At 71.0% G+C, this 25,136-nt stretch carries 24 protein-coding genes and 1 pseudogene; 9 read left to right on the plus strand and 16 right to left on the minus strand.

Annotation, left to right across the window (positions count from 1 at the left end; all coding sequences use genetic code 11):
- Nucleotides 1–160 precede the first annotated feature (160 nt).
- Nucleotides 161–1,513 carry an aspartate aminotransferase family protein gene (locus ACH4XV_RS42540; RefSeq protein WP_395798944.1) on the minus strand — a complete coding sequence of 451 codons (1,353 nt, stop codon included), beginning with the start codon at nt 1,511–1,513 and terminating at the stop codon, nt 161–163.
- A 111-nt stretch (nt 1,514–1,624) separates the two neighbouring features.
- Nucleotides 1,625–2,917 carry an adenylosuccinate synthase gene (locus ACH4XV_RS42545; RefSeq protein WP_395798945.1) on the minus strand — a complete coding sequence of 431 codons (1,293 nt, stop codon included), beginning with the start codon at nt 2,915–2,917 and terminating at the stop codon, nt 1,625–1,627.
- A gap of 124 nt (nt 2,918–3,041) precedes the next feature.
- On the opposite strand from ACH4XV_RS42545, the gene ACH4XV_RS42550 reads away from it, so the two are divergent.
- Nucleotides 3,042–3,983, plus strand: coding sequence for a diacylglycerol kinase family protein (locus ACH4XV_RS42550; protein ID WP_395798947.1), 942 nt, complete (start codon nt 3,042–3,044; stop codon nt 3,981–3,983).
- A gap of 122 nt (nt 3,984–4,105) precedes the next feature.
- Here the strand turns inward: ACH4XV_RS42550 and ACH4XV_RS42555 are convergent, their stop codons facing one another.
- Both ACH4XV_RS42555 and fbaA read right to left on the minus strand, forming a co-directional pair.
- Nucleotides 4,106–4,522: a DUF3151 domain-containing protein gene (locus tag ACH4XV_RS42555; RefSeq protein ID WP_395798949.1), complete on the minus strand. Its 417-nt coding sequence runs from the start codon at nt 4,520–4,522 to the stop codon at nt 4,106–4,108.
- An 88-nt stretch (nt 4,523–4,610) separates the two neighbouring features.
- Nucleotides 4,611–5,633 carry a class II fructose-bisphosphate aldolase gene (gene fbaA, locus ACH4XV_RS42560; RefSeq protein WP_126636586.1) on the minus strand — a complete coding sequence of 341 codons (1,023 nt, stop codon included), beginning with the start codon at nt 5,631–5,633 and terminating at the stop codon, nt 4,611–4,613.
- A 600-nt stretch (nt 5,634–6,233) separates the two neighbouring features.
- Between fbaA and ACH4XV_RS42565 the strand changes: the two genes are divergently transcribed.
- Nucleotides 6,234–6,860, plus strand: a complete 627-nt coding sequence (locus ACH4XV_RS42565) for a SigE family RNA polymerase sigma factor (protein ID WP_395798951.1) — start codon at nt 6,234–6,236, stop codon at nt 6,858–6,860.
- Nucleotides 6,857–7,822: a hypothetical protein gene (locus ACH4XV_RS42570; protein WP_395798953.1), complete on the plus strand. Its 966-nt coding sequence runs from the start codon at nt 6,857–6,859 to the stop codon at nt 7,820–7,822. The genes ACH4XV_RS42565 and ACH4XV_RS42570 overlap by 4 nt, the downstream gene beginning before the upstream one ends.
- 58 nt (nt 7,823–7,880) lie before the next feature.
- On the opposite strand, the gene ACH4XV_RS42575 is transcribed toward ACH4XV_RS42570, so the two are convergent.
- Nucleotides 7,881–9,260: an FAD-dependent oxidoreductase gene (locus tag ACH4XV_RS42575; RefSeq protein WP_395798955.1), complete on the minus strand. Its 1,380-nt coding sequence runs from the start codon at nt 9,258–9,260 to the stop codon at nt 7,881–7,883.
- 160 nt (nt 9,261–9,420) lie between these two features.
- Between ACH4XV_RS42575 and ACH4XV_RS42580 the strand changes: the two genes are divergently transcribed.
- Entirely contained in the window at nt 9,421–10,086 is a 666-nt protein-coding gene (locus tag ACH4XV_RS42580; protein WP_395798957.1) for a DedA family protein, read from the plus strand.
- A gap of 528 nt (nt 10,087–10,614) precedes the next feature.
- On the opposite strand, the gene pyrE is transcribed toward ACH4XV_RS42580, so the two are convergent.
- From pyrE to murJ, 3 genes are all read right to left on the minus strand, one after another.
- Complete coding sequence (gene pyrE / locus ACH4XV_RS42585; RefSeq protein ID WP_078976161.1) at nt 10,615–11,154, minus strand: orotate phosphoribosyltransferase; 540 nt, start codon at nt 11,152–11,154, stop codon at nt 10,615–10,617.
- A 37-nt stretch (nt 11,155–11,191) separates the two neighbouring features.
- Nucleotides 11,192–11,938 carry a hypothetical protein gene (locus ACH4XV_RS42590; RefSeq protein ID WP_395798958.1) on the minus strand — a complete coding sequence of 249 codons (747 nt, stop codon included), beginning with the start codon at nt 11,936–11,938 and terminating at the stop codon, nt 11,192–11,194.
- An 88-nt stretch (nt 11,939–12,026) separates the two neighbouring features.
- Nucleotides 12,027–13,688 (minus strand): murein biosynthesis integral membrane protein MurJ, encoded by a 1,662-nt coding sequence (gene murJ, locus ACH4XV_RS42595; RefSeq protein WP_395798960.1) that lies wholly within the window; start codon nt 13,686–13,688, stop codon nt 12,027–12,029.
- A 336-nt stretch (nt 13,689–14,024) separates the two neighbouring features.
- Between murJ and ACH4XV_RS42600 the strand changes: the two genes are divergently transcribed.
- Entirely contained in the window at nt 14,025–15,218 is a 1,194-nt protein-coding gene (locus ACH4XV_RS42600) for a lipid II:glycine glycyltransferase FemX (RefSeq protein WP_395798962.1), read from the plus strand.
- 25 nt (nt 15,219–15,243) lie between these two features.
- On the opposite strand, the gene ACH4XV_RS42605 is transcribed toward ACH4XV_RS42600, so the two are convergent.
- Together ACH4XV_RS42605 and ACH4XV_RS42610 are read right to left on the minus strand one after the other, a co-directional pair.
- Nucleotides 15,244–16,821, minus strand: a complete 1,578-nt coding sequence (locus tag ACH4XV_RS42605; RefSeq protein ID WP_395798963.1) for a polyamine aminopropyltransferase — start codon at nt 16,819–16,821, stop codon at nt 15,244–15,246.
- Nucleotides 16,822–16,953: 132 nt separating this feature from the next.
- A complete protein-coding gene (locus tag ACH4XV_RS42610) occupies nt 16,954–17,460 on the minus strand; it encodes a DUF2617 family protein (RefSeq protein WP_395798965.1) in 507 nt (168 codons plus the stop codon).
- 231 nt (nt 17,461–17,691) lie between these two features.
- Between ACH4XV_RS42610 and ACH4XV_RS42615 the strand changes: the two genes are divergently transcribed.
- Nucleotides 17,692–18,843: a pyridoxal phosphate-dependent aminotransferase gene (locus ACH4XV_RS42615; RefSeq protein WP_395798967.1), complete on the plus strand. Its 1,152-nt coding sequence runs from the start codon at nt 17,692–17,694 to the stop codon at nt 18,841–18,843.
- A gap of 90 nt (nt 18,844–18,933) precedes the next feature.
- Here ACH4XV_RS42615 and ACH4XV_RS42620 read toward each other — a convergent pair whose 3' ends face one another.
- From ACH4XV_RS42620 to ACH4XV_RS42635, 4 genes and pseudogenes are all read right to left on the minus strand, one after another.
- Nucleotides 18,934–19,425 carry a YbjN domain-containing protein gene (locus tag ACH4XV_RS42620; protein WP_395798969.1) on the minus strand — a complete coding sequence of 164 codons (492 nt, stop codon included), beginning with the start codon at nt 19,423–19,425 and terminating at the stop codon, nt 18,934–18,936.
- 73 nt (nt 19,426–19,498) lie between these two features.
- Nucleotides 19,499–20,587, minus strand: a complete 1,089-nt coding sequence (locus tag ACH4XV_RS42625) for an RNA ligase (ATP) (protein ID WP_395798971.1) — start codon at nt 20,585–20,587, stop codon at nt 19,499–19,501.
- Between the two features lie 1,320 nt (nt 20,588–21,907).
- Nucleotides 21,908–22,012, minus strand: a pseudogene (locus tag ACH4XV_RS42630) (DUF397 domain-containing protein); the annotation flags it as partial.
- Nucleotides 21,987–22,910: a helix-turn-helix domain-containing protein gene (locus ACH4XV_RS42635; protein ID WP_395798973.1), complete on the minus strand. Its 924-nt coding sequence runs from the start codon at nt 22,908–22,910 to the stop codon at nt 21,987–21,989. The pseudogene ACH4XV_RS42630 and the gene ACH4XV_RS42635, both read right to left, overlap by 26 nt.
- 262 nt (nt 22,911–23,172) lie before the next feature.
- On the opposite strand from ACH4XV_RS42635, the gene ACH4XV_RS42640 reads away from it, so the two are divergent.
- Together ACH4XV_RS42640 and ACH4XV_RS42645 are read left to right on the plus strand one after the other, a co-directional pair.
- Nucleotides 23,173–23,475, plus strand: coding sequence for a hypothetical protein (locus ACH4XV_RS42640; protein WP_395798975.1), 303 nt, complete (start codon nt 23,173–23,175; stop codon nt 23,473–23,475).
- A 191-nt stretch (nt 23,476–23,666) separates the two neighbouring features.
- A complete protein-coding gene (locus ACH4XV_RS42645; protein ID WP_395798977.1) occupies nt 23,667–23,999 on the plus strand; it encodes a hypothetical protein in 333 nt (110 codons plus the stop codon).
- 54 nt (nt 24,000–24,053) lie between these two features.
- Here ACH4XV_RS42645 and ACH4XV_RS42650 read toward each other — a convergent pair whose 3' ends face one another.
- Both ACH4XV_RS42650 and ACH4XV_RS42655 read right to left on the minus strand, forming a co-directional pair.
- The gene (locus ACH4XV_RS42650) at nt 24,054–24,203 is read right to left on the minus strand and encodes a hypothetical protein (RefSeq protein WP_380030494.1); all 150 of its coding nucleotides are present in this window, start codon (nt 24,201–24,203) and stop codon (nt 24,054–24,056) included.
- A 25-nt stretch (nt 24,204–24,228) separates the two neighbouring features.
- On the minus strand, nt 24,229–24,609 hold the full coding sequence (locus ACH4XV_RS42655; protein ID WP_380003424.1) for a hypothetical protein: 381 nt from the start codon (nt 24,607–24,609) through the stop codon (nt 24,229–24,231).
- Between the two features lie 154 nt (nt 24,610–24,763).
- On the opposite strand from ACH4XV_RS42655, the gene ACH4XV_RS42660 reads away from it, so the two are divergent.
- Entirely contained in the window at nt 24,764–25,126 is a 363-nt protein-coding gene (locus ACH4XV_RS42660) for a cupin domain-containing protein (RefSeq protein ID WP_395798979.1), read from the plus strand.
- Nucleotides 25,127–25,136 lie beyond the last annotated feature (10 nt).

A 25,136-nucleotide genomic window follows, 5' to 3' on the forward strand; every position in this document is an offset into this window, starting at 1 on the left:
CAACGTGCCCATCCGATTTCGCCCGGGACGCCGGGAGTCGGCGCCCGAAGGGGTGATCGGGCGGCGAACACCGGGGGTGGAAACGCGAAAAAGCCGTACCCGCGCCGAAGTCGGCGCGGGTACGGCCCGGTTCGCGAAGGGTTGCACGCAGTGCGAGGGGCTACCCGCAGAACGCGTCGGCGACGGTCAGCGCCTCGTCCAGGATGGCCAAGCCCTCCTTGACCTCGGCCTCGGTGCTCGTGCACGGCGGCACCACGTGGGTGCGGTTCATGTTGACGAACGGCCACAGGCCACGCGCCTTGCACGCCGCGGTGAACTCGTTCATCGGCTGCGCGGCGGGGCCGGCGGCGTTGTAGGCGACCAGCGGCTCGCGGGTCTCCTTGTTCTTGACCAGCTCGATCGCCCAGAACACGCCGAGGCCGCGCACCTCGCCGACGCTCGCGTGCCGCGTCGCCATCGCGCGCAGTTCGGGGCCGATCACGCTCTCCCCGAGCCACTTGGCGTTCTCGACGATCTTCTCGTCGCGCATCGCGGTGATCGTCGCGACGGCGGCTGCGCAGGCCAGCGGGTGACCGGAGTAGGTCAGGCCGCCCGGGTAGGGGCGCTCGCGGAAGGTCTCGAAGATCCGGTCCGAGATGATCACGCCGCCGAGCGGGACGTAGCCGGAGTTGACGCCCTTGGCGAAGGTGATCAGGTCGGGGGTGATGTCCCAGTTGTCCACCGCGAACCACGCGCCGGTGCGGCCGAACCCGGCCATCACCTCGTCGGCGATGAAGACGATCCCGTACTTGTCGCACAGCGCCCGCACACCCGCGAGGTAGCCGGCCGGCGGCACCAGGATGCCGGCGGTGCCGACCACGGTCTCCAGCACGATCGCGGCGATCGTCTGGGCGCCCTCGAACACGATGGTGTTCTCCAGGTGCGCCAGCGCGCGCTCGCACTCCTGCGCCTCGCCGTCGGCGTGGAACGCGGAGCGGTAGGCGTACGGGCCCCAGAAGTGCACGATGCCGGACACGCCGGTCTCGTTCGGCCAGCGGCGCGGGTCGCCGGTCAGCGCGATCGCGTTGGCGGTGGCGCCGTGGTACGAGCGGTAGGTGGAGAGCACCTTGTGCCGGCCGGTGTGCAGCCGCGCCATCCGGATCGCGTTCTCGTTCGCCTCGGCGCCGCCGTTGGTGAAGAAGACCCGGTTCAGGTCGCCGGGCGCCAGCTCGGTGATCAGCCGCGCGGCCTCGCTGCGGGCGTCGTTGGCGAAGGCCGGCTGGACCATGCACAGCTTGTCGGCCTGCGCCTTGATCGCCGCGACGACCTTGGGGTGCTGGTGTCCGATGTTGGTGTTGACCAGCTGGGACGCGAAGTCCAGGTATCGGTTGCCGTCGTAGTCCCAGAAGTAGGAACCCTCGGCGCCCGCGACCGCCAGCGGGCTGATGAGCCCCTGTGCGGACCAGGAGTGGAAGACGTGGGCGCGGTCGGCGTCGTAGACGGCCTTCCCGGCCGCCGGGTCCAGAGTGCTCATGCGGCCACCCTAAGGCCGGGCAAACGCCGTCCGAAGCGACAGATTGTCAACGATCACGGGGTCCTGCCGACAGTGTGTCGGCAGGACCCCGCGCGGTCGCGAACCCGTGCGCTACTTGCCGCGCAGCAGGCTGTTGATCTCGATGGTCTGCGTGCGGCCGGGGCCGACGCCGATCGCCGAGATCGGGGCGCCGGACATCTCCTCCAGGGCCCGGACGTACGCCTGCGCGTTCCCCGGCAGATCCGCGAAGGTGCGCGCGCCGGTGATGTCCTCGGTCCAGCCCGGCAACGTCTCGTAGATCGGCTTCGCGTGGTGGAAGTCGGTCTGCGACATGGGCAGCTCGTCGTGCCGCACGCCGTCGATGTCGTACGCGACGCAGACCGGGATCCGCTCCCAACCCGTGAGCACGTCCAGCTTGGTCAGGAAGAAGTCGGTGAGGCCGTTGACCCGCGTGGCATACCGCGCGATCACCGCGTCGAACCAGCCGCAGCGCCGGTCGCGCCCGGTGGTCACGCCGCGCTCGTGGCCGATCCGGCGCAGCGCCTCGCCGTCCTCGTCGAAGAGTTCGGTCGGGAAGGGGCCGGCACCCACGCGCGTGGTGTACGCCTTGAGGATGCCGATCACGCCGGTGATCTTGGTCGGGCCGATGCCGGATCCGGCGCACGCGCCGCCCGCCGTGGGGTTGGACGAAGTGACGAACGGATAGGTGCCGTGGTCCACGTCCAACAGCGTGCCCTGACCGCCCTCCAACAGGACGACCTTGCCCTGGTCCAGGGCCTGGTTCAGGACCAGCGTGGTGTCGGCGACGTAGGGCCGCAGCTGGTCGGCGTAGCCGAGGTATTCCTCGACGATCTCCTCGACCTTCAGCTCGCGGCGGTTGTACATCTTGACCAGCATCTGGTTCTTGTCCGACAGCGCGCTCTCGACCTTTTGGGTCAGGATGCCCGCGTCGAACAGGTCCTGGACGCGGATCCCGACCCGGTTGATCTTGTCGGCGTAGGACGGGCCGATGCCGCGTCCGGTGGTGCCGATCTTGCGCTTGCCGAGGAACCGTTCCGTCACCTTGTCCAAAGTGCGGTGGTACGGCGTGATCAGGTGCGCATTGCCCGAGATGAGCAACTTGGAGGTGTCGATGCCGCGTTCGACCAGGGTGCTGATCTCGTGCAGCAGCACCCCCGGGTCGACCACGACACCGTTGCCGATGACGGGCGTGCACTCGGGCGTGAGGATGCCGGAGGGCAGCAGGTGGAGGGCGTACTTCTGATCGCCGATGACAACGGTATGGCCGGCATTGTTGCCGCCCTGGTACCGAACCACGTAGTCGACGGATCCGCCGAGCAGGTCGGTAGCCTTCCCCTTGCCCTCGTCTCCCCATTGGGCGCCGACGAGTACGAGTGCGGGCATGAGGCGTACACCCCTTCCAGGCGGGGCATGTTTGACAACGGGAGCCCCGGACGGTCCAAGCCCCTTGACGCGATGCGCGGCAAGGGGCTCTTGCGGGGAGAGGTTACCTGAGGAAGGACGACCGGTGTCGGCCGAGCGCTCGCTGCTCGTGATCACGGACCCTGCGGCTCGCTCGGCGGACGGCGAATCCGTCCGGGTCGCGCTCGATGTTCTGCGGGCCTGCGCCCCCAGCAAGATCGTCATTCCCACCGACCCCGCCGACCTGCAGCGCGCCCTCGCGCGGCGGGGGCGTCGGCGTGTCGTGGTGATCGGCGGGGATGCCGGAGTACACGCCGTCGCGCGGTTACTGGATCGTGCGGGCGAGCTCGGCGAGACCCCGCTGGGCATCGTCCCGATCGACACCGGAGGCGGCCACGGGCTCGCCGAGGCGCTGGGCCTGCCGGCCGAGCCCGCCAAGGCGGCACGCGTGGCACTGGGCGAGAACGAACGTTCCTTCGACCTGTTGTCGGACGACCTGGGCGGTCTCGCGCTGCGCTCGGTCCGGATCGGACACGGCGTGCGGGCCGGCCGCGGCGGGCCGGTCGCGGGCATGTCCGGACGCGGCTGGCGCGGGTTGTGGGACCAGGCCGCGCGGACCGTGTCGAGCACCGTCGGCGCCGCCGTCGGGCCCTCGGGACACCGGCTGCGGATCGAGGCGGACGGCAGGGTCGTGGCCGACACGGATCGCCCCGTGTTGTCCGTGCACCTGGGCTGCGACGGGTCGAGCACGCCCGGCCCGAGGATGACGGAAGTCACAGTGAACGGGTACAACGGCCGAAACGGATCACACGGGACAAACGGCTCGAACGGCGCGGGCACCGCGACCGTGATGATCACCGGCCACCCGGGTACATCCCGCTTCGGCCCCAACCCGGTCCTCGACGCACCGGTACAACTGCGCGCACACGAAATCACGGTCCGCGGCCGCGACTTCACCTACGCCGCCGACGGAATGCCCACCGGCCCGGTCCACCTGCGCACCTGGACGGTCCGCCCCACAGGCTGGCGCCTGTTCGTCCCGGCGTAACCGGCAGCCAAAACAAATCCGAAGCCAAAGCGCCGGCCGGAGCAGAACAACCAGCCCGGCCGGCGCTTGAGGCCAATCAGCCCGGCCGGCGCTTGAGGCCGCCTCGGCCGCAGGCCGGGTGCTCAGCCCTCCAGGGCGTCGGCCCCCGCCGCACTGCTGTCCCGCAGGAAGATGGTGCAGCGCGAGTACTCCTCCTCCTCACCGATCGCACCCGCAGCCCGCGCAAGCGCATGCAGGGAGCGCAGGAACCCCCGGTTCGGCTCGTGCTCCCACGGCACCGGCCCGTGCCCGCGCCACCCTGCCCGCCGCAGCGCGTCCAGTCCGCGGTGGTAGCCCACCCGCGCGTAGGCGTAGGACTCGATCACGCTGCCCCGGGCGAAGGCCTCGTCGGCCAGGTCGGCCCACGCGAGCGAGAAGGTCGGGAACTTCGCGGCCACCTCGGCCGCCGGCACGCCGTCCACGAGCAGCGCCAGCGGCTCGGGCTCCTCGGGCAGGTAGGTGGGATCGGGTCCGCCGAAAAGGTTCTGGTCGATGGTCATGGACCCCATGATCGCCCATCACGCGCCGAGGCCCGCGACCTCGTGGTCGCGGGCCTCGGCGCGGATCGATGCCGATCGCGGGTGCGGACTACTTCATCCGGGTGCCCGCCGAGCGCAGGTCGCGGCAGGCCTCGACGACCCGCTCGGCCATCCCGGTCTCGGCCGCCTTGCCGTACGAACGCGGGTCGTACAGCTTCTTGTTGCCGACCTCGCCGTCCACCTTGAGCACGCCGTCGTAGTTGCGCAGCACGTGGTCGACGATCGGGCGGGTGAAGGCGTACTGGGTGTCGGTGTCGACGTTCATCTTGACCACGCCGTAGTCCAGCGCCTCGCGGATCTCCTCGAGCAGCGAGCCGGAGCCGCCGTGGAAGACCAGGTCGAACGGCTTCTCCCGGCCGTACTTCGCGCCGACCGCGTCCTGGAGGTCCTTGAGGATGCTCGGCCGCAGCTTGACGTTGCCCGGCTTGTACACGCCGTGCACGTTGCCGAAGGTCGCGGCCAGCATGTAGCGGCCCTGCTCGCCCAGGCCGATCGCCTCGACGGTCTCCAGCGCGTCGGCCGCGGTGGTGTAGAGCTTGTCGTTGATCTCGTTGGCGACGCCGTCCTCCTCGCCGCCGACGACGCCGATCTCCAGCTCCATGACGATCCGCGCGGCGGCGCACTTGGCGATCAGCTCACGGGCGATCTCCAGGTTCTCCGCCAGCGGTACGGCCGAGCCGTCCCACATGTGCGACTGGAACAGCGGGTCCTGCCCCTTGGCCACACGCTCCGCGGAGATGTCGATCAGCGGGCGCATGAACCCGTCGAGCTTGTCCTTGGGGCAGTGGTCGGTGTGCAGCGCGATGTTCACCGAGTACTTCTCGGCGATCACCTTCGCGTACTCGGCGAACGCGACCGAGCCCACCACCATGTCCTTGACGGTGGTGCCCGACAGGAACTCCGCGCCGCCCGTGGACACCTGGACGATGCCGTCGCTCTCCGCCTCGGCGAACCCGCGCAGCGCCGCGTTCAGGGTCTGGGACGAGGTCACGTTGATCGCCGGGTAGGCGAATCGACCGGCCTTGGCCCGGTCCAGCATCTCGGCGTAGACCTCGGGAGTTGCGATGGGCATGCGTGTGCTCCTTGTTGCTCGAGCCGGCGGTGATATGAGGGTTTCGGACACGGATGGCCGTATCCCCGCTTGCCGCCCATCCTGGCAGACCGACTTGATCGACACCGCATCCAGTCCGCCACGTTCGGCGCAGCGGACCGAGGATCCGACGGATCATCGAAGCGGTGCCACAGAGGCCGCACCGGACTCGGAAAAACTTCCGCACGAACTTTCACTCGGGGCGCAACCATCCCATCGGACACGCGTCTTGGGTATTGAGAGCAGCAAGCGGAGAGCGGCGGATCACAACGCACGGGACCCGACGGCGCCGGCTTTCACGGCGCCCGGGACTCCGGTTCGTCTTCGTTTTCTTCCCACCACCTTCCCCAGGGGACACCCATGTCATGCACATGTCCGCTATGAGCACGTTTGCGAAGTCGTTCGCCGGATTCGCGCCCGCCGACCCGCGCCTCGCGGCCGGGCAAGGCACCACGAACTGACCTGGCGACACAAGGACTTCGAAGGCAGGCGCAACCCGTGGCGAGTCGAGACGTCTCCATGACACGGGCTGTGCACAAGGGGTGGGGACGGTCCGATGACAGTGAAGGGGGCGGCGGGGCTGTGGCGCTGCTGAGCATGCCGGCATTCGGGGGCGACGAGCGATCGCCGGACTCCGCGCCCGACGACGCGGCGGCCGACGCCGCACCGCGTCGACCGCGGCTTCGCATCCTGCGGGGCGGTCGGGAGGAACCACCCGCCCGCCCGACCCTGACCGAGCTCTACCACGCCCAACGACTGGGCATGGTCCGGCTCTCCATCCTGCTCGTGGACGACCTCGGCACCGCCGAGGACGTGGTCCAGGACGCCTTCACCGCGTTGTACCGCCGCTTCGGCGAGGACTTGGACGACGTCGACAACGCGATGGCCTACCTGCGCACGTCGGTGGTCAACCTCTCCCGCTCGGTGCTGCGCCGGCGCCGCACCGCCCGTGCCTACGTTCCCCCGCACGAGCCGGCCGCCGCCTCACCCGAGGACGCCGTGGTGCTCTCCGAGGAACATCTGCGGGTGCTCGGCGCGGTGCAGCGCCTGGCCCCGCGACAGCGCGAGGTGCTCGTGCTGCGCTACTGGTCGGACATGACGGAGGCGCAGATTGCCGAAACGCTCGGACTCTCCCGTGGAGCGGTGAAGTCCACGGCGAGTCGTGCCATCGACGCCCTCGAAAAACTCATGAAGGACGAACAGTCGTGACCGAACACAATGCGCGCGACGAATCGGTGGAGGACCTGCTGCGCGCGGCGATGGCGGCCCGGGCGGACACCGTCACCGCGCATCAGCTGCGACCGCCGGCCCCGCCGCACGCCGACGGGGCCACACACTCCCGGTGGAAGACCATCGGGCTTCCGCTGTCCGCGGTGCTCCTGGCCGCGGCGGCCTTCGGCGGGGTGTCCCTGGTGGGGGCTCCCACCACGAACCGGAGCACGCCGCTGCAGTCCCGGGTGCCCACGCCGCCGCCCACCGAGTTCACGACCCCCTCCCCCGGCATGACGTCGGCGCCGCCGACGAACGTCGCCGCGACCGACGTCCTCGAGGCGAACGGGGCGCCGGAGTCGAGCACGGCGGAGTCGGAGGACACCCGACCGGACGACCGCCCGACGACCCGGCCGCCGTCCTCGAAGCCGGCGAGCACCGCCCCCGGTTCGTCCACCAAGCCCAAGTCCGACGACGTCTCGGCGGTGAAGTTCCGGACCCCGCCGTCGTGGCGGATCGTGCGGGAGGACGCCCGGCACGAGTGTGTGCTCGCCGACCCCGCGTACACCGGTGACTGCCTGGGTCACGGCGCCTGGGTCAACGTCAAACCCGTCCCGGACGTCTCGGGGAGCTGGCCCTACGAGGGGGCCGTCGACAAGGACGACGGCGGACTGACCCAGCCGTTGTGCATGCGCAACGGCGTCCCCGCCGCGCCTCCGGCGTACGGGGAGTTGACCATGCGGCTGACCGGCAAGTCGACCGTGACGGTCGCCGGCCACCCCGCGAAGTACCGCTCCTGGACCGTGACATGCGCCAACTCGGGGTCCTACGACATCCGGCTGTGGTGGCTGGTCGACCAGGGCGTCTACATCCACACCACTGGGCTCCCTGCCGACTCCGACATCGCCGACCGGGTGGTCGCGTCCCTCGATCTCTCCGGCTACAAGCCGCCGACGAGCTGACCCCCGGCCGGCGGTCGGCGACGAGCCCCCGCCGGCGGTCGCCGGGGCCGATCGCCGGTCAGCGATCCTCGGCGACCTTCTGCGCCGCCTTGCGGGCGGCGACCAGGATCGGGTCCCAGACCGGCGAGAACGGGGGCGCGTAGCCGAGGTCGAGGGAGGTGATCTCCTCGACTGTCATCCGGTGGGTGAGCGCGACGGCCGCGGTGTCGATGCGTTTGGCGGCGCCGTCGCGGCCGACGATCTGTGCGCCCAGAAGCCGGCCGGTGATGCGCTCGGCGATCATCTTGACCCGCATCGACCGCGCGCCCGGGTAGTAGCCGGCCCGGCCGGTGGATTCGATGGTCGCGGTGACGAACTCGAAGCCGGCCGCCGCCGCGTCCTTCTCGCGCAGGCCGGTGCGGCCGATCTCCAGGTCGCACACCTTGCTCACGGCGGTGCCGACCACGCCGGGGAAGGTCGCGTAGTCGCCGCCGATGTTGGTGCCGATCACCCGGCCGTGTTTGTTCGCGTGGGTGCCGAGCGCGATGTGCCGGCGGCGGCCGGAGACGAGGTCGAGCACTTCGACGCAGTCGCCGCCGGCCCAGATGCCCTCGGCCCCGCCGTCGACGCCGACCCGCATCCGCAGGTCGGTGGTCAGCCCGCCGCTCGCACCGAGCGGCAGGCCGGCCGCGCGGGCGAGTTCGGTGGCGGGGCGCACGCCCAGGCCCAGGACCACGATGTCGGCGGGGAAACGGCCGTCGGCGGTCAGTACGGCGCTCGCCCGACCGTCGGTCACCTCGATCCCCACCACCTCGGTCTCGGTCACCACGTCGATGCCCATGCCCTCCATGGCCTCGTGCACCAGGGCGCCCATGTCGGGGTCCAGGGTGGACATCGGCTGCGCGGAGCGGTCCACGACGGTGACCGCCAAGCCCTTGCGGACCATCGCCTCGGCCATCTCGATGCCGATGTAGCCGCCGCCGACCACCACCGCCCGGCGGTGTTGGGGGGCCAACCACTCGATCAGCTCGCGAGCGTCCTCCAGGGTCTGCACCCCGTGCACGCCGGGTGCGTCGATCCCGGGCAGCGGCGGCCGGATCGGCACCGCGCCGGTGGCCAGGACCAGCTGGTCGAAGCCGATCCGGTCGGCCCTGCCCGTGGTCAGGTCGCGGATCTCCACCGTGCGGCGATCCAGGTCCAGACCCTCCGCCTCGACGCCCAGGCGCAGGTCGATCCCGCGCTTGCGGTGCTCGTCGGGCGTACGTGCGATCAGCGCGTCGGGGCCGTCCACGTCCCCGGAGACCAGATAGGGGATGCCGCACGCGGAGTACGAGGTGAACCGGCCCCGCTCGATCACCACGATCTCCAGGTCGTCCTCGCCGCGCCGCCGCCGGGCCTGCGAGGCCGCACTCATCCCGGCGGCGTCACCGCCGATCACCACCAGCCGCTCGTTGCCCACGTGCTACCCCTGACTCTGTGTGCGTACGTGTGTCCGCGCAGGTGCGGACGCCGCCGAAAACGGCCCTCGATCGCCGCCGGACGTCCCGACCCGGTAATGATGCGTGCCCCGGAGTGGGGACGGGTGACCACCCGGGCCGCACGCGCACTACCCTCACAAGGTGGAATTCCAAGCTGTCAACGTCCTCGACGCGACGTCCCTCATCTCGACGTTCGGACTCATCGGCATCCTCGCGATCATCTTCGCCGAGACGGGTCTGCTGGTCGGGTTCTTCTTCCCCGGCGACTCGATGCTGTTCCTGGCCGGCGTCGCCGCGTCCTCGTCGGCGGACGAGATCGTCGGCACATCCATCTCGCTGCCCTGGCTGCTCCTCGGGGCGCCGGTGTGCGCGATCGCCGGTGCCCAGTTCGGCCACTTCCTGGGCGCCCGCTACGGCACGAAGATGTTCAGCAAACCGGACTCGAAGCTGTTCAAGGCCGAGTACGTGACCAAGGCCGAGCAGTACTTCGAGAAGTTCGGCCCGGCCAAGGCGGTGCTGCTGGCCCGGTTCATCCCGATCGTCCGCACCTTCCTGAACCCGGTCGCCGGGGTGCTGGAGATGCCGGCCCGGACGTTCTTCATCTGGAACGTCATCGGCGGCCTGGTGTGGACCGACGGCATCATCCTGCTCGGCTACAAGCTCGGTGACACGATCGGCAGCAGCATCGACAAATATCTTTTGCCGGGCGTTTTCGTCATCGTGCTCATCTCGGTGCTGCCGATCATCATCGAGGTCGTGCGCAGCAAGCGGGAGGCGAAGCGCGAAGCGGCTTCCTCGGGTAACTGAACACATACGCTCCGAAGCGGCGGTGCGCATTGGCGCACCGCCGCTTTTTGTCGTCCCGAAGGACGTTCCGGGTACGACACCGGCAATTGACCGGAATGAAATACGCGGCCGTACAACCTTTCCGCTTCGCCGTGCGTCGGGCCGGCGGACGGTCGGTGCGAGGCGCAATGCAAAACACCCCGCCCCCGGACGGGGACCGGGAGCGGGGTGGCCTCGGAGGGTGCCGAAGGCGAAGGTGGCCGCCGGGTCGGACGGGGAACCGACCCGGCGGCCCGAGGGGAAAGGGCAGAGGTGTTCAACGCCCCGATCGGCGCAGGACGACTCGGCCGCGAGAGCGCGGCGAGCGCGTGCAGGGCGGCATACACGACGAATTCATACTTCCCCCCCCGGGAAGTCCGGTCGGCGGACGCGCCGACGTCGGAACTGGTCCGACAATATCCGAGACGGCGAAAAAAGCAATGGCCGTCCCATGAATGCGCAAGGCATCGCACAGGACGGCCGACGGCGGAATGCGCGGGCGGAGGGCCGCTAATTCAGTTCGAGGTCTTCCAGATGGTAGGCGACCCGATACTCGAGGCCGGCCTTTTCCACGGTGGGCGCGGCACCGCGCTCGACGATCACCGCCACCGCGACGACCTCGGCGCCGGCCTCGCGCAGCGCCTCGACGGCGGTCAGCACCGAGCCGCCCGTGGTGGAGGTGTCCTCGACCGCGAGCACCCGGCGGCCCCGCACATCCGGGCCCTCGATCCGGCGCTGCAGACCGTGCGCCTTCCCGGCCTTGCGCACCACGAACGCGTCCAGCCTGCGGCCCCGCGCGGCGGCGGCGTGCAGCATCGCCCCGGCGACCGGGTCGGCGCCCAGGGTCAGCCCGCCGACCGCGTCGAAGTCCAGGTCGGCGGTGAGGTCGAGCATGACCTTGCCGACCAGCGGCGCGGCCTCGCCGTCCAGGGTGATCCGGCGCAGGTCGACGTAGTAGTCCGCCTCCCGACCGGAGGACAGGACGACCCGGCCGTGCACGACGGCCTTGGTCTTGATCTGTTCGAGCAGCGCATCACGGTCGGAGGTCATGGCACGGGAGCCTATCGCCGCGACCGGCCCGGCCCGTTCAGGCTCGGCCGAGGCGCTCGCGGCGGGCCCGCACCCGGACCAGGCGCCAGAGCACGACCGCGCCCAGCGCCGGGACCAGCACCCGGATCGCCCGGCGCGCGGCACGGCCGCTGCCGTGTCCGACCTCGGACCACAGGTCCGCCTCGGAGCCGGCCTCGGCCGGACGCGGCGGCACGGGCCGGGTGCGCGGCGGCGGCGTCGAGAACGGCTCGGCGAGCGGGCGGACCGGCTCGAACGGCGTGTCGGCCGCCGTCTCGGGCGCGAGTTCGTCGGCCAGCGCGGCGGCGAACAGGTCGGCCACGCGGGCGAACGCGGCCTGCCGCGCGGCCTCGACCGGGCCGAACTCGCCCGGCTCGGCGGCGAACACGATCCGGGTCTCGCCGGCGTGCTCCGCGTCGTCGTCCTCGGCCGCGGCGAGGTCGTACAGCCGCACCATGAACTCGGCGTCGAGGCGGGCGGCCGGCGGCCCCTCGCCCCCGGCCGCGCCCGGCTCCTCGACCCCGACCACGGTCGCGACCAGCGCCAGCGGCTCGGCCGCGGCGGCGAGCCGCAGCAGGCCGCGGAAGGCGACGGTGTCGGCGTCGACCCGCACCCGCCAGCGGCCGGTGAGCACGACGCCCTCGGTACCGCCGCGGACCGGCTCCTCGGGCGTCAGGCCCGGGATACACCGCCCCAGGCGTTCGGCGTCGTGGAAGGTCTCCCAGACAGATCGGACCGGGATCGGCACGACGACCTCGTACTGCATCCGTTCTCCCCCGTTCGTGGCGGCGGGCCGCCGTCCGGCGACGCGCCCGCGCACCGACCCGGACGGTCGGTGTGTACCGCCCACCCCATCACACCCGCCGGTGCCGCCCGGTCGGCGCGTCGGGGTCGATCACCCTCGGCATGGCGTCCGGGTCGGGGGCCGGCCGCGCCGGCTCCTCGGGCAACCACAACCGGCGGGCCCTCGGGTAGGCCACGGGCGCCACGATCACCGCGAACACCACGACCGCGCCGGCCAGCGCGACCGCGGCCGCCGGCGGCCCCGAGCCGAGTGTGTGCGCACACCAGCGGGCCAGGAGCCAGGAGCCGCCCGCCGCGCCGGCGGAGACCAGCGCCAAGCCCAGGTGGGTGCGCGCCACCCGGACCGTGTCCAGGCCGCGCAGCCGCCGGCGCAGCACCCGGGCCAGCCACACCAGGCCGATCACCTGCGCGACGCTGTATCCGGCTGCCATCCCGGTGACCGCCCACTTGGCGGGCAGCGTCCAGTAGGCGATCAGCGAGAACAGCGCACCGGCCGCGGTCATCGCCGCGTTGGCCCAGAACGGCGTGCGGGCGTCCTGCACCGCGTACAGGCCGCGCTGGATCAGGTATTGCCCCGAGTAGGCGATCAGCCCGGGCGCGAACGCGGTCAACATCAGGCCCATCGCGCGGGTGTCCGCCTCGGTGGTGACGCCGTGCTGGAAGACCAGCGCGGTCACCTGCGGGCCGAGGGCGAGGAACAGGAACGACACCGGCACGATCACCAAGGCGTTCAGCCGCAGGCCCCGGGAGACCAACGCGCGGACCGTGGCGGGGTGTCCGTCGGCCGCCGCACGGCTGATCCGGGGCATCAGCATGGTCGCGATCGACACGGTGACCACGCCGTGCGGCACGATCCAGAGCAACTGCGCGTTGGCGTAGGCGGTGTAGCCCACGCCGTGGCCGAGCCCGGACTTCACCGCCTTGTCGGACACCTCGACCGCGAGCCGGGTCACCAGCCAGTAGCCCAGTTGCGAGACGCCGACCATGGCGACCGCCCAACCGGCCATCCGCAGCGGCGCGCCCAGGCCGTGGCCGCGCCAGTCGAAGCGGGGCCGAAAGCGCACCCCCGCCGCGCGCAGGTACGGCACCAGGGTCAGCGCCTGGACGACGATGCCGAGCGTGGTGCCCAGGCCGAGGAGGCGGACCTGCGCCGGGGTGATGCCCTGGGCGTCCCGCACGTCGTGCGCGACCAGCAGGAAGGACCCGAACACCGCGATCACCACGACGTTGTTCAGGATCGGCGTCCAAGCCATCGGCCCGAACCGCCCGCGCGCGTTGAGCACTTCGCCGACCAGCGCGAACATGCCGTAGAAGAGGATCTGCGGCAGGCACATCCGGGCCAGCGCGACGGTCAGCGTGCGCTGGGCGCCGTCGTAGTCCGCGTAGGCGGACACGATCGCGGGCGCCGCGAGCACGCCGGCGAGGGTGAGCACCAGCAGCAGGCAGCCCACGGCGGTCAGCAGCCGGTCGGTGTAGCCGGCCCCGCCGTCGGCGTCGCGCCGGGCCGCGCGCACCAGTTGCGGTACCAGGACCGAGTTGAGCGCGCCGCCGACGAGCAGGATGTAGAGGATGTTGGGCACCGTGTTCGCCACGTTGTAGCCGTCGGCGAACAGGCCGGTGCCCAGTGCCGCGACCACGGTGGCGCTGCGGGCGAAGCCGGTCAGCCGCGAGACCGCGGAGCCGAGTGCCAGGTTCGCGCCGCCGCGCAGCATCGATCGGCCGCCGGCCCTTTCGGTTTTGCCCCCTTCGCCCCGATCCGGTGCCCGCTCGCCCGGGCGCGCGGGCCCGGGCGCCGGCGTCTCGGACGCGGGTCGGCGATCCTCCGCACGAGCGTGCCGGCCCCCCGGTCGACCCGAGACGACATGGCTCACAAACGTCTCCAATTCGGCCGCGTTCGGGGTTTCGGACATGCTCCCCCGTTGTCTGAGTGCCTGGGAGGCCACTTCCGTTGCATCCGAATTTCTCGGTGACGAAACCGTTCGCTCACGGGCTCTAAGGGTTTGCGGGGCTACCCCACCCGCATCACTCCGTCCCCTAGGAGACGTCCCGTGGTCACGCTGCTTCCGGCGCCGCCCGCCCGACCGTCCGTTCCCGCCGCGCCCGCCGGCTCCGTCGCGCCCGCCGGGCCGGCCGACCGGGCGTTGCGGGTCGCTCCGCTGACGCAGGACGCGCACCTGGCGCATCTCGACGGGCGCGGCGACGCGGGGTTCCTGCAGTACCCGTCGTGGGCCGTGGTCAAGGAGGCGTGGCGCAGCGAGGGCATCGGCTGGTTCGACGCGAACGGCGCAGTGGTCGGCACGGCCCTGGTGCTGTACCGCAAGATGCCCAAGGTGCCGTACTGGTTCGCGTACCTCCCCGAGGGCCCGGTGATCGACTGGGCCGACCCGAACCCGCAGCGCTGGCTGGCACCGCTGATCGAACACATGCGCGCCAGGCACGTGTTCACCGTGCGGATGGGGCCGCCGCTGGCCCACCGGCGCTGGCAGGCGCAGACCGTCAAGGACGCGGTCCGGCACGGGCTCAAGCACCTGGATCGGGTCACCCCGGACGAGATCGACCCGCTGGGCGCGACGGTCGCACTGCGGCTGGGCGACCTGGGGTGGCGGTCCTCGGGCGACGGCGCGGACGCGCAGCCCCGGTACACCTTCGAGTTGCCGTTCGAGGGACGGGCCCTGGACCAGGTCAAGGCGGGCTTCAACCAAGAGTGGAAGCGCGCGATCACCAAGGCGGGCAAGGCGGGCGTGGACATCGCCGTGGGCGGCTACGAGGACCTGCCCGCGTTCTTCGACCTGCTCCAGGTGACCGAGCGCCGCAACGGGTTCCGGCTGGGCCGCGAACTCCCGTACTACCAGCGGCAGTACCGGGCGCTGAACACCGAGGCGGCGGGTCGGATGAAGCTGTACCTGGCCCGGTTCGAGGACCGGCTCCTGGCCGCGCACACGCTGATCACCGCGGGCGAGCGGGTCTGGTACCAGACCGGCGCCTCCACCGACCACGGCCGAGGGGTGCGGCCCAGCCACGCGCTCCAGTGGCGGATGATCCAGGACGTGCACGAGCGCGGCATACCGGTCTACGACATGCGCGGGGTCAGTCCGGTGATCGACCCCGACGATCGACTGTTCGGCGTGCTGCGCTGGAAGCTGGGGACGAACGGGCGCGTGGTGGAGAACCTGGGCGAGTGGGAGTACCCGGTGCAGCCCGCGCTGCACAAGGCGTTCCGCGCCTACATGTCGATCCGTTGAGCGGGTGGGCCACGGGCGGGGCGGGCTACTCGCGGGCGTAGTCGGCGATGCGCGGGTCGTTCAGGGTGGACGGCGGCACCTCCACCCGCGCCTCGTGCGGCGGGAACAGGCTCGCGAGGGCGGGGCGGTCGGCGGCGAGGAACGGTACGACCGCCGGGTCCGGCGCGTCGTCGGCCGGCCGCAACGCGGCTCCGGGCACGAGCGCGGGCGCGGCGAGCAGGAAGCCGCGATCGGCCGGGCCCGGCACGGTGATCCGGTAGGGCAGCGTGCGCAGCCCCGCGGCGCGCAGGCCCGCGTCGGCGCACCAGAACGCCCGGCGGTGCGCGTCGGGCGCGGGCGCGCGCACCACGATCCGGCCCGCCGGGCGCAGCACGGTGCGGGTCAGGCCGTAGAACTCCTGGGTGTACAGGCGCGCGGCGGCGCCGACGGTGGGTCCGGGCAGGTCGGCGACCACCACGTCGAAGCGCTCGGCGCTCGCCCGTACCCACGCGAAGGCGTCCGCGCCGACCACCCGCACCCGGGGGTCGGCGAACGCGTCGCCGGCGAGGGCGCGCAGGGCGGGATCGGTGCGGGCGGGCGCGGTCTCGCCGAGGTGTGCGACCACGACCACCACGTCGCGCACCGCCGCGTAGCGCAGCACCTCGCGCAGGGCCAGCCCGTCGCCCCCGCCGAGCACGAGCACCCGTTCGTGTCGGCCGGCCATCGCCGGGTGCACCAGCGCCTGGGCGGTCTCGCTCGCCCCCGTGGCCGCCACCCGGCGCTCGCCGGCCACGTACATCTCGGGCCCGGCGGCGGTGTGGGTGACCACCACGTCCTCGTGGGCGGACACCACGTCGCCGTCGTAGAGGGCGTCGCGCGCGGCCCGTTCGAAGGCGGGCGTGTACAGCCAGGTACCGGCGAGCAGTGCGAGCACGGCGCCCACCGCGGCGTACATGCCCATCCGTAGGCGCGCCGGCAGGTCGGCCCGGAACAGCCACAACACCACGAGCGCGCCGGCGACCGCGTTGACCATGCCCGCGAGCACCACGGTGCGCAGTTGGCCCAGGTGCGGCAGCAGCAGGAACGGGAAGAGCAGGCCGCCGACCAGCGCGCCCACGTAGTCGGCCGCGAACAGGTCGGCCACCGCGCTGCCCGCCTCCTGCGGCCGGATCCGCTGGACGAGCGTCATCAGCAGCGGGATCTCGGCGCCGATCAGCAGCCCGAGCACGGCCGCGACGGCGATCATCGGCCAGCGGTAGACGTCGTACCAGGCGAACCCGGCGAACAGCACGGTCGCGCACATCCCGCCGCACGCGGCGAGCAGGATCTCGGCGGCCAGGAACGCCGGTGCGGCGCGGCGCACGAACGGCTTGGCGACGAGCGCGCCGACGCCCATCGCGAAGACCATCACCGACAACACGATCGAGGTCTCCACCACCGGATCGCCGCCCAGCGTGCCGCCGAGCGCGGCCAGCGCGAGTTCGTAGACCAGGCCGCAGGCCGCGCAGACGAGGACGGCGAGCAGGACCACGAATCGCGCGGGCCCGGGGGCGATCGCGGTGGAGGGGGACCGGGCGGCCGACGCGCGCACGATCGTGGCGGTGCGCGGCGCGGGGGAGTTCACCCCGAGCACGCTATGCGCGGAGCGCGCGGGGGTCGCCGAACGCGCCGACGGTTCACCCGATCCGACTACGTGGTCTACGCGGCGCGGGTGGGCGCGCCGGGACCGCGCCGCCGATCGCGCGCCCGTGCGGCCTCACACGGCGCGGCTCCGGGTGCTCACGATCCGGCATTCCTGCGGGTACGTGTGCCACGTGGACCAGACCGCGCCCGCCCCGCAGCGCTCCACGACCATGGCGGTGACCGCGTACGGCAGCCCCGGATACTCGCCGATCAGGCCGTACCGGTGCCCGGTGGCCAGCGCGACGATCTCGCGCACCCGGGCCGCGAACGCGCTGTCGCCGAGTTGCTGGGTCAGGGCGGTGAACTCGTACTCCCACCGACCGAGCCGGGTCGCCGCCCGGGCGGGCAGCGGGGTGGCCGCGCCCGGCACGCACGCGACCGTCTCGGACACCGGCTCGTCCCCGCCCGGCTCGGGGCCGATCAGCACCTGGTGCGAGGCGCCCAGCAGGCGCAGGTCCAACTTCAGTCCTCCGAGGTCGACGTCGCGCGCGGCCAACGCGGGAAGCGGCGGCAGGCCCAGGCACCAGCCGAGGGCGTCCGCGCGGGTGTCGGTGTACGTGGTGGTGAGTGTGGCGTGCATGTCTCGCGCTCATTTGTCCGGGCAACGGGGAACACCCTCGGGAGGCTCCCGGGGCGACAATCGGCTGCAAACCAGGGGACATGACTCACCGTAGGCGCCCGAAGGCACACCGTCGTCACCCACAAAGGTGAAAGACAATCACACGAACGGGTGAAGGGCGCCCTGTGAGCATCGGGGTGTCGCAGGCGAGGATGGGCCCGAAGAGCCGACCCCCGCGAAGGAGCCGTACGGATGAACCGACCCCTGTTGGCCAGACACCTGGACGGCCTCGGCACGACGATCTTCGCCGAGATGTCCGCCCTCGCGCGCACCACCGGCGCGATCAACCTCGGCCAGGGTTTCCCCGACACCGACGGCCCGGCGGAGGTGATCGAGGCGGCCGTCGCGGCGATGCGCGACGGGGCGAACCAGTACCCGCCGGGTGACGGTATCCCGGATCTACGGCTGGCCGTGGCGGAGCACCGGCAGCGCTTCTACGACCAGACGTTCGACCCGGACGGCGAGGTGCTGATCACCACCGGCGCCACCGAGGCGATCGCCGCCGCGCTGCTCGCGCTGCTCGAACCGGGCGACGAGGTGATCGCGCTCGAACCGTTCTACGACTCGTACGCGGCCTGCATCGCCATGGCCGGCGCCCGCCGGGTGGGCGTCACCCTGCGCCCCCCGCACTTTCGTCCGGACCTCGACGAGCTGCGCGCGGCGGTCACCGACCGCACCCGGGTGATCATGCTCAACACTCCGCACAACCCGACCGGCACGGTGCTCACCCGGGCCGAGCTGGAGGCGATCGCCGCCGTCGCGATCGAGCACGACCTGATCGTGGTCACCGACGAGGTGTACGAACACCTGGTCTACACCGGCGAGCACATCCCGATCTCGACCCTGCCGGGCATGCGCGAGCGCACCGTCACCATCTCGTCGGCGGGCAAGACGTTCTCGTTCACCGGCTGGAAGGTCGGCTGGGTGTGCGCGCCGAGGGAGCTGATCGCGGCGGTACGCACGACCAAGCAGTTCCTGACCTACACCTCGGGCGCCCCGTTCCAGCCCGCGATCGCACACGCGCTGCGCCTGCCCGACACGTACTTCGACGGGCTGCGCGAGGACCTGCGGCACAAGCGCGACCTGCTCGGCGGCGGGCTGCGGGCGGCCGGACTGACCGTCTACGAGCCGCAGGGCACCTACTTCACCACCACCGACATCACCCCGCTCGGCTACGCCGACGGCCTCGACTTCTGCCGCAGGCTGCCCGAACTGCGCGGCGTGGTCGCGATCCCCGAGGTGGTCTTCTTCGACAACACGGAGGTGGGCCGCCCCCTGGTCCGCTTCGCCTTCTGCAAGCGCGTCGAGGTCCTGGAGGAGGCCGCCAAGCGGCTCGCCGGCTGAGCCCTGCCCAGGGGATCGTGGGTGTGGCGGTTGCGTGTGGCGGTTGCGTGTGGGGGTCGGGTCTGCGGCCCCCACACGCGCGGGTTCCGCCTATGCCTCGCCGTCGGTCGCCGGCTTGTCCTCGGGGCCGTACTGCTCGGTGATCCAGTTCGCGAACGAGATGCACGTGCTGATCCACGCCCGCGTGGTGAACACGAATAGCTCGCGGTTGATCCCCGGCTCGCAGTCGAGCTGGGCCTCGCCGATCAGCCGCAGCTGTCCCTCGTGCTCGTGCGTGTAGACCTTGGGCCAGAAGAACTGGCGGTGCCACTCGTCCAGCAGCTCCAGGATCCGCGGCCGGTCGGCCGGGTCGAATGCACGGTCCAGGAACATCCGGACCGTGAAGATCTCCTGCTTGTCTCCGCGCAGCATGAAGTAGACGCGGAAGCCATCCCAGGGCGCACAGATGTCGCCCTCCTCGTCGGTGAAATGGTTCACCTGGAGTTCGTCGAGGACCTGGTTGATCAGGTCCGCCGACGGCTTGACGACCGGCGCGGCCGGAACGAAGGTCGACCTCGGAAGCGAGGACGGGTCGATGCTCATGAAGGATCCTCTCCAGACGTATCGACGCCATCCTCTCTCATTCGGCCCAGGGCGGTGGGTCCCGAGGGTGCGCTCATTCGTACTCCGTACCGCCCTTGCGCATCAGGTATGACGCGGAGACGATCTTGCCGATCGCGCGCCCCCCGACCACGGCGCTGTACCGCTCGCGTGCCGGGCGCACCACCAAGCCCTCCCGCAGGTGCGCGGCGGTGCCCGAGACGGTCTCCCGGCCCTCGGCCAGGGCCAGCAGTTCGGCCTCGTCGTAGGGCCCGGCGTACAGGGTCGGTACCACCGGCGGCGCGGCCGTGAGGTCGGCGAGCAGGTCGGCCAACTCCTCGGCGTCGACATGCCGTACCGCGCCGCTCTCGTCCGCGAGCGCGATGTCGAACACCGCGGAGCCGGGCAGCTCGGACCGCCCCTGCGCGCCGTAGCCCAGGTCCTGCACACCCTGCCCGTACACCTCGCCGAACACGCCCACCCGCGCCGCGCCGAACCGCGCGGCCGCCTCCGCGGCCACCTCGGGCAGCCGGTGCGCGAGCACGCTGCGCCAGTACAGGTTGTGCTCGTCCCGGACCAGCGCCTGCGACCGGGCGCCGAAGCCCTTGGAGGAGACGAAGCTCTCGCCGGTGCGGGTGAGGTAGGTGTAGAGGCAGGCGGTGCCGTGGATCTTCTCGGTGGCCACCACCGGCTCGCCGGCCGTGAACAGGTCCGGGTAGCGCCGGATGTTCTCCATGTCGACCCACGGCAGCAGATCGGGCGCGGCCACGATGTCGCCGCTCATGTGCACGGGGATGGGCGGCACCCATTTGACGATGCCGAGCAGCTCGGCGAAGTCCTTGCCGTCGGCGAGCGCGGCGTCGAGGTCGAGGTCGGCCAGGGCGGCCGGCCGACAGACGATGCCCTGCGACAACTCGCCACGCAGCCGGATGGCCCGCACCCGGTTCTTGGCCGAGCCGGCGAGCTTCCCGGTGAGCCCGAGTTCCTCGACGAGGCCATCGGGCAACACGGCCTGCTCCGGGATGTAGAGCGCGACATCGCCGGTGACGTAGGCCCCTTTGGCGACGACGGCCCGGTACAGCCCGACCTGGGCCAGCTCCAACGCATCGGCATTCGGGTGCGGGTGCACCACCAACCGCTCGACCGTGACCTTGAGCGCGGACATGGCTGCCCCCTTCCCCGTGACCGCCGAGGCGGCGGCCGCTTCCCCGTCGGCTCTACGGTCCCAAGGGGCTGGGGGAGGTGGCCAACGATTTACGGACGGGTGGGGTTGGGTGGGATTGGGTGGGGTTGGGTGGGGTGGGGAGGGGCGTGGAGGCGGTGGGGTGGCGCTTTTGCTTTTGGTTGCGGGGTGGGTTCGGCGGGGGGTGAGGTGGGCTCTCGGGCCGGGTCTGCTGGGGACCTTCCCGAGTGGGTCGGGTGCTCCCGGTGAGGGCCGCGCTTTTGGTTGCGTGGTGGCTGGTGCGGGGCTGGTCAGAGTCGTCGAGGTGGGCCGCCGCCGGCGTGCGGGGCTCCGAGGCTCGGGGTTGCCGACGAGACGGGCGCGTTGCTCGGCGGGAAAAGCGGCCGGCAGCGGCGGGCGGGGAGGGCGCTCGGGTCAGGTCCTCCGGAGAGGCTTCCCGGGGGGTCGGGTGCTTCCGGCGAGAGTCGCGTCTTGGTCGGCTGCGCGGGGCCGGTCTGAGTCGAGGGGTGGGCCGCCGCTGGCGTGCGGGGCTCCGAGACCGGGGCTCCTGGCGAGGGGGGTGTGTTGCTCGGCGAAAACCGGCAGGCAGCGGCGGGCAGGGTGACGGGTCAGGTTGAGCGCGCCGAGGGGCCTTCCCGGTGGGTTTGGGTGTTTCGGGAGCGTCTGGAGAGAGGTTGGGGTTCGGAACCGGATCTCGGCGGGTGGTTGTGGGCTTCGAGGCTCGGTGACCTGCGGTTTTGTGGGGCCGGGGTGGAAAGTCGGGTGCCGAGTGCCGGTTTCGTGTGCTTCGACCCTCTCGACTCCGGCATGGGGACCGAAACCGCTCAGTCGGAGCCGATCTCGGGCACTGCGGCCTCTCGGAGGCCGTCGAGAAGGCCGAAACTGCCCTGTGGGCGTCGAAACCGGATCCCGAGGCGCTCGAAAAGGCGGCCTCTTGCGCTGACCTGCGGTTTTCTCTCGTGCGGAGGCTGCGGCGCCCCACGGGATCCGGTTTCGTGAACCTCCGTCACCCACATGCCCACCACACCCCGAAAGCACCCGGCCGCCCGACCCACCCGGGAAGCCTCCTCGGCAGACTCAACCCGAGCCCCACCCCACCCGCCGCCGCCGGCCGCTTTTCCCCCGACCAACGCACCCATCTCGTCAGGAGCTTCGAGCCTCAAAGCCCCGCACGCCGGCGGCGGCCCACCTCGACGACTCTGACCAGCCCCGGACCAGCTACCACGCAACCAAAGACGCAACTCCGGCAAGGCAGCAGGAAGCCCCGCCGACCGACACCGGCCGACGGGGCGTCGGGTCGCACTAACCGCGCAGTGCCTCTGTGAGCGCCGTCCACGATGCCGCAGGGACGACGAGGTACCCCAGGGCAGGGTCCTTCGAGTCACGCACCGGGACGGCGCCGGGGGACGTAGCGACTTCTACGCACTGTGCGCCTTGCTGGTTGCTGTAGCTGGATGTTCGCCAACCGGTGAGGGGTTTCACGGTGGGTCCCTTTCATCACGGACTTGAGCATGACGACGGACTCCCGACACGACAGAGCCGAAGCCCGAAGCTGTTCGAAGGTTAGGCCAAAGCTTGCGACCTCCTCCGAGCCTTCCCATAGCCGCCCGTCGAACGCACCCTCCGTGTACGCGGACTTGCTTCCATCCGGCATCTGAATGAGAGTCAGCGACCCACCCATGGCCGGGTGTTCGCCGATGCAGAAGGGAAGGATTTGGATCTCGACGCTCCCTGCGGTTGCTACTTCCAAGAGCCTCGCGATTTGGTCACGCATCACGGCCGGGCTGCCGGCACTACGGGCGAGAACTGCCTCATCCAGGATGAGGCGGATGTGCGGCGGATGGGCACCACCCAGGATGCGCCCCTGCCGATCCAAGCGGAGTGCGATCCTTTCGTGCAGCTGCTGTTCGCCCGTGAGTTTTTGACCCAGCCTCAGCGTGGCTCTGGCGTACCCTTCCGTCTGAAACACGCCAGGCACGATCTGTGCTGTGTAGAAACGGAGTTCGGTGGCAACCAGCTCTCGGTCCATGTACTCACGCACATAGTCGGGGACCAGTTCCCGCTGGCTCGCCTTCCACAGGTCCGTGAGCAGGTCATCGGCACCCAGCGCGGCATCCAGGCGCCACGCCTGTTCCCACGTCGGCGGACTGCCCGTGCGCCGTTCGATTTGGGTGATGCGCGTGGGGTGCACGTGGATCAAGGCCGCCAGTTGGGCTTGCGTAAGCCCGCGCAACTTACGCAACTTCGTCACGCGGGCGGCGAACATATTTGCGGATGATTGCGTTGGGTCGATCGCTTCGGCCAAGTCGTTTAATCCCTCAAGATCATTTATTCCTGATTGCTGCGCAAATCAGGTTCTCGCCTGGCCGCATCGTAAGGCGGCGGGTTGATCCTGGGATAGACATTCCGTGTCCACAGAATGTGGCCGGATTTCCACCCGCCGCAGCGCGAGAGGGACAGGCATGCCCATGACCGTGACGAGACAACAGCCGCCCACAGAAGCCGACTTGCGGCGTCGCCTGGCGACGTCCGACGAAGTGCGCGTTCGGGACACCCGGAGCGGATACGTGGGCACGCTCTACCGCGTGGCCACCGGCTATGTCGTGGCGCTCACCGCCAACAGCAGCGCCTACACCATTTCCATGGCGCGCCTCGAAGTGGTGGACGACGAAGCCGACATCGGGCAACCCATCGCGGTCGCGCAACGTGTGCGCGGTTTGCGCCGTGTCCGCGGGCCCGGCGAGATCGTGGCGGCGCAACCGCTGCCGGACGAAGTGCGTTTCCCCATGGCCCGGTTCGGGCCGGATATCCAGTGGCGCATGCCCTCCGACACCGTGCGGCCGACCGGCCAACCGGAAGCCGCCCCCTGAACTGCCGTGCCGCCGAATCCATTTGGTCGTGGCTACCGGCGGCGTGGCTCCGAACCCTCTCCGCCTTCCCATGGCCCGGTCGGCGGAGAGGGCCTCAAGTGGCATCCAGTCAGCAGCCAACCGCCAGGGGCCGGCGCTCGCTCGCCAGTGATCCGCCGGCCCCCGGCCTCCCCCACCGAAGCGAGGTCCACATGAAACTACCGATCCCACCGCCGGACGAAACAACCCCGAGCGACTACGGCATCGGGGACAAGGTGAAGCACGCCGTGGACGCGCTCCGGCCCGAACAGCCGCCCGGCGTGGTCGTGCGGGTGGACGACGCCGGCCGGGTGACGGTCCAGCCGTTCGATGCGGCGCGAGCCGAGTGGACCGCCGGCCCGGCGGACGTCGTGCCCGACGACGGCGTCTGGTTCCCCACCGACGGCGCCCGGCCCGACGACCTGTTGCCTTTCCCGATCCCGCCCGGCACGATCACCCCGCTCCGCTACGGCGGCCTACGCCCGAAGCCACGCCCCGGCCACTGACCCGGACGACGGAAGCCCCGGCCCGTCGAGAGTCGGGGCTTCCTTTCGCTTTTGTTACCCCATGAGTTCCACGACCGTGACCAGCAACGAGTTATTCGTGATTTGGTAGACCACGATCACGCTGCCACACGTCGCCTCGCGCCTGTCCTTGTGGTAGGTCGCCGACGATCCGCATCCGTACGGATCCTGGGCGATGCATGCCATGCCGTTGTCCAGATCCCGGCGCTTGTCAGCGGGCAGACTCAGGCGGGCCCTCTCGCAGGCGGGACTGTACGCGATCGAGTACGACACTCCGTTCCTCCCCCATGATCGTCATTGCATCGGCTTCGGCGTGGATCCCTTCGACCCAGTCGTGCGTTCGCTCGATTGCCTCGTCGACTTCCGGGCGGGTGCGGCGGGCCCATCGGTTGAGGGTCAGGGGCAGGTCCCGTGCCGGTGTGTCCTCGATCGCCTTGGTGAACTCCTCGCGCTGCTCGGCGGGCAGGGCGGCCCGAATGCCGGCGATGGTGGCCGGGAGTTCGATCAACTCGCCCGTTGCCCATGTGCGCCAGGTACGCCCGTCCGGCTCCGGCCCGTCCTGGTGCTCGTGTTCGTCGATGTGCTCGTCCATAGGCGTCCTCCACTGTGTCACGACCCGACTACTTACAGTGTGCTTTCCCGGGGCATTCGGCGGAAGCCGCAGGATCGACCCGGCCGAGGCCGATTCCCCCGTCGCCAGGCGAGGCCGTCGACGATTCGGCGGCCTCCTGGGACAGGATGGGGCCATGCCGAAATTCATCGAGAAGCCGACCGTCGTCGAGGCGGCCGGGAACATCCCCAAGACCATTCGCGAGTTCGTGGGCCGGGTCAACACCGGCGACGAGGCGCTCAGCATCGCGCACATGACCAGCCCCGGCGGCTGGGAGGAGCCGGGGCAGCGCCCCGAGTTCGACGAGTACACGGTGGTCCTGCGCGGCGTGCTCACCGTGGAGCACGAGGGCGGCACCCACGAGGTCGCGGCCGGCCAGGGCATCCACACCGCCGCCGGCGAATGGGTCCGCTACAGCACCCGAGGCGAAGAGGGCGCCGACTACATCGCCGTCTGCCTCCCCGGCTTCGCCCCGGACACGGTGCACCGCGACGAGTAGGCCACGGGCC

It is taken from the genome of Embleya sp. NPDC020630 (genome assembly GCF_044334985.1).
Classification (GTDB): Bacteria; Actinomycetota; Actinomycetes; order Streptomycetales; family Streptomycetaceae; genus Embleya.

Excerpts from the sequence above, each read along its gene's own strand:
- ACH4XV_RS42625 (WP_395798971.1), bottom strand. The coding sequence starts at position 20,587 with ATGTCCGCGCTCAAGGTCACGGTCGAGCGGTTGGTGGTGCACCCGCAC.
- pyrE (WP_078976161.1), bottom strand. The coding sequence starts at position 11,154 with ATGACCTCCGACCGTGATGCGCTGCTCGAACAGATCAAGACCAAGGCC.
- ACH4XV_RS42555 (WP_395798949.1), bottom strand. The coding sequence starts at position 4,522 with ATGACCATCGACCAGAACCTTTTCGGCGGACCCGATCCCACCTACCTG.
- fbaA (WP_126636586.1), bottom strand. The coding sequence starts at position 5,633 with ATGCCCATCGCAACTCCCGAGGTCTACGCCGAGATGCTGGACCGGGCC.
- ACH4XV_RS42540 (WP_395798944.1), bottom strand. The coding sequence starts at position 1,513 with ATGAGCACTCTGGACCCGGCGGCCGGGAAGGCCGTCTACGACGCCGAC.
- murJ (WP_395798960.1), bottom strand. The coding sequence starts at position 13,688 with ATGCTGCGCGGCGGCGCGAACCTGGCACTCGGCTCCGCGGTCTCGCGG.
- ACH4XV_RS42590 (WP_395798958.1), bottom strand. The coding sequence starts at position 11,938 with ATGCAGTACGAGGTCGTCGTGCCGATCCCGGTCCGATCTGTCTGGGAG.
- ACH4XV_RS42620 (WP_395798969.1), bottom strand. The coding sequence starts at position 19,425 with ATGAGCATCGACCCGTCCTCGCTTCCGAGGTCGACCTTCGTTCCGGCC.
- ACH4XV_RS42545 (WP_395798945.1), bottom strand. The coding sequence starts at position 2,917 with ATGCCCGCACTCGTACTCGTCGGCGCCCAATGGGGAGACGAGGGCAAG.
- ACH4XV_RS42645 (WP_395798977.1), top strand. The coding sequence starts at position 23,667 with ATGAAACTACCGATCCCACCGCCGGACGAAACAACCCCGAGCGACTAC.
- ACH4XV_RS42655 (WP_380003424.1), bottom strand. The coding sequence starts at position 24,609 with ATGGACGAGCACATCGACGAACACGAGCACCAGGACGGGCCGGAGCCG.
- ACH4XV_RS42660 (WP_395798979.1), top strand. The coding sequence starts at position 24,764 with ATGCCGAAATTCATCGAGAAGCCGACCGTCGTCGAGGCGGCCGGGAAC.
- ACH4XV_RS42650 (WP_380030494.1), bottom strand. The coding sequence starts at position 24,203 with ATGGCATGCATCGCCCAGGATCCGTACGGATGCGGATCGTCGGCGACC.
- ACH4XV_RS42610 (WP_395798965.1), bottom strand. The coding sequence starts at position 17,460 with ATGCACGCCACACTCACCACCACGTACACCGACACCCGCGCGGACGCC.
- ACH4XV_RS42615 (WP_395798967.1), top strand. The coding sequence starts at position 17,692 with ATGAACCGACCCCTGTTGGCCAGACACCTGGACGGCCTCGGCACGACG.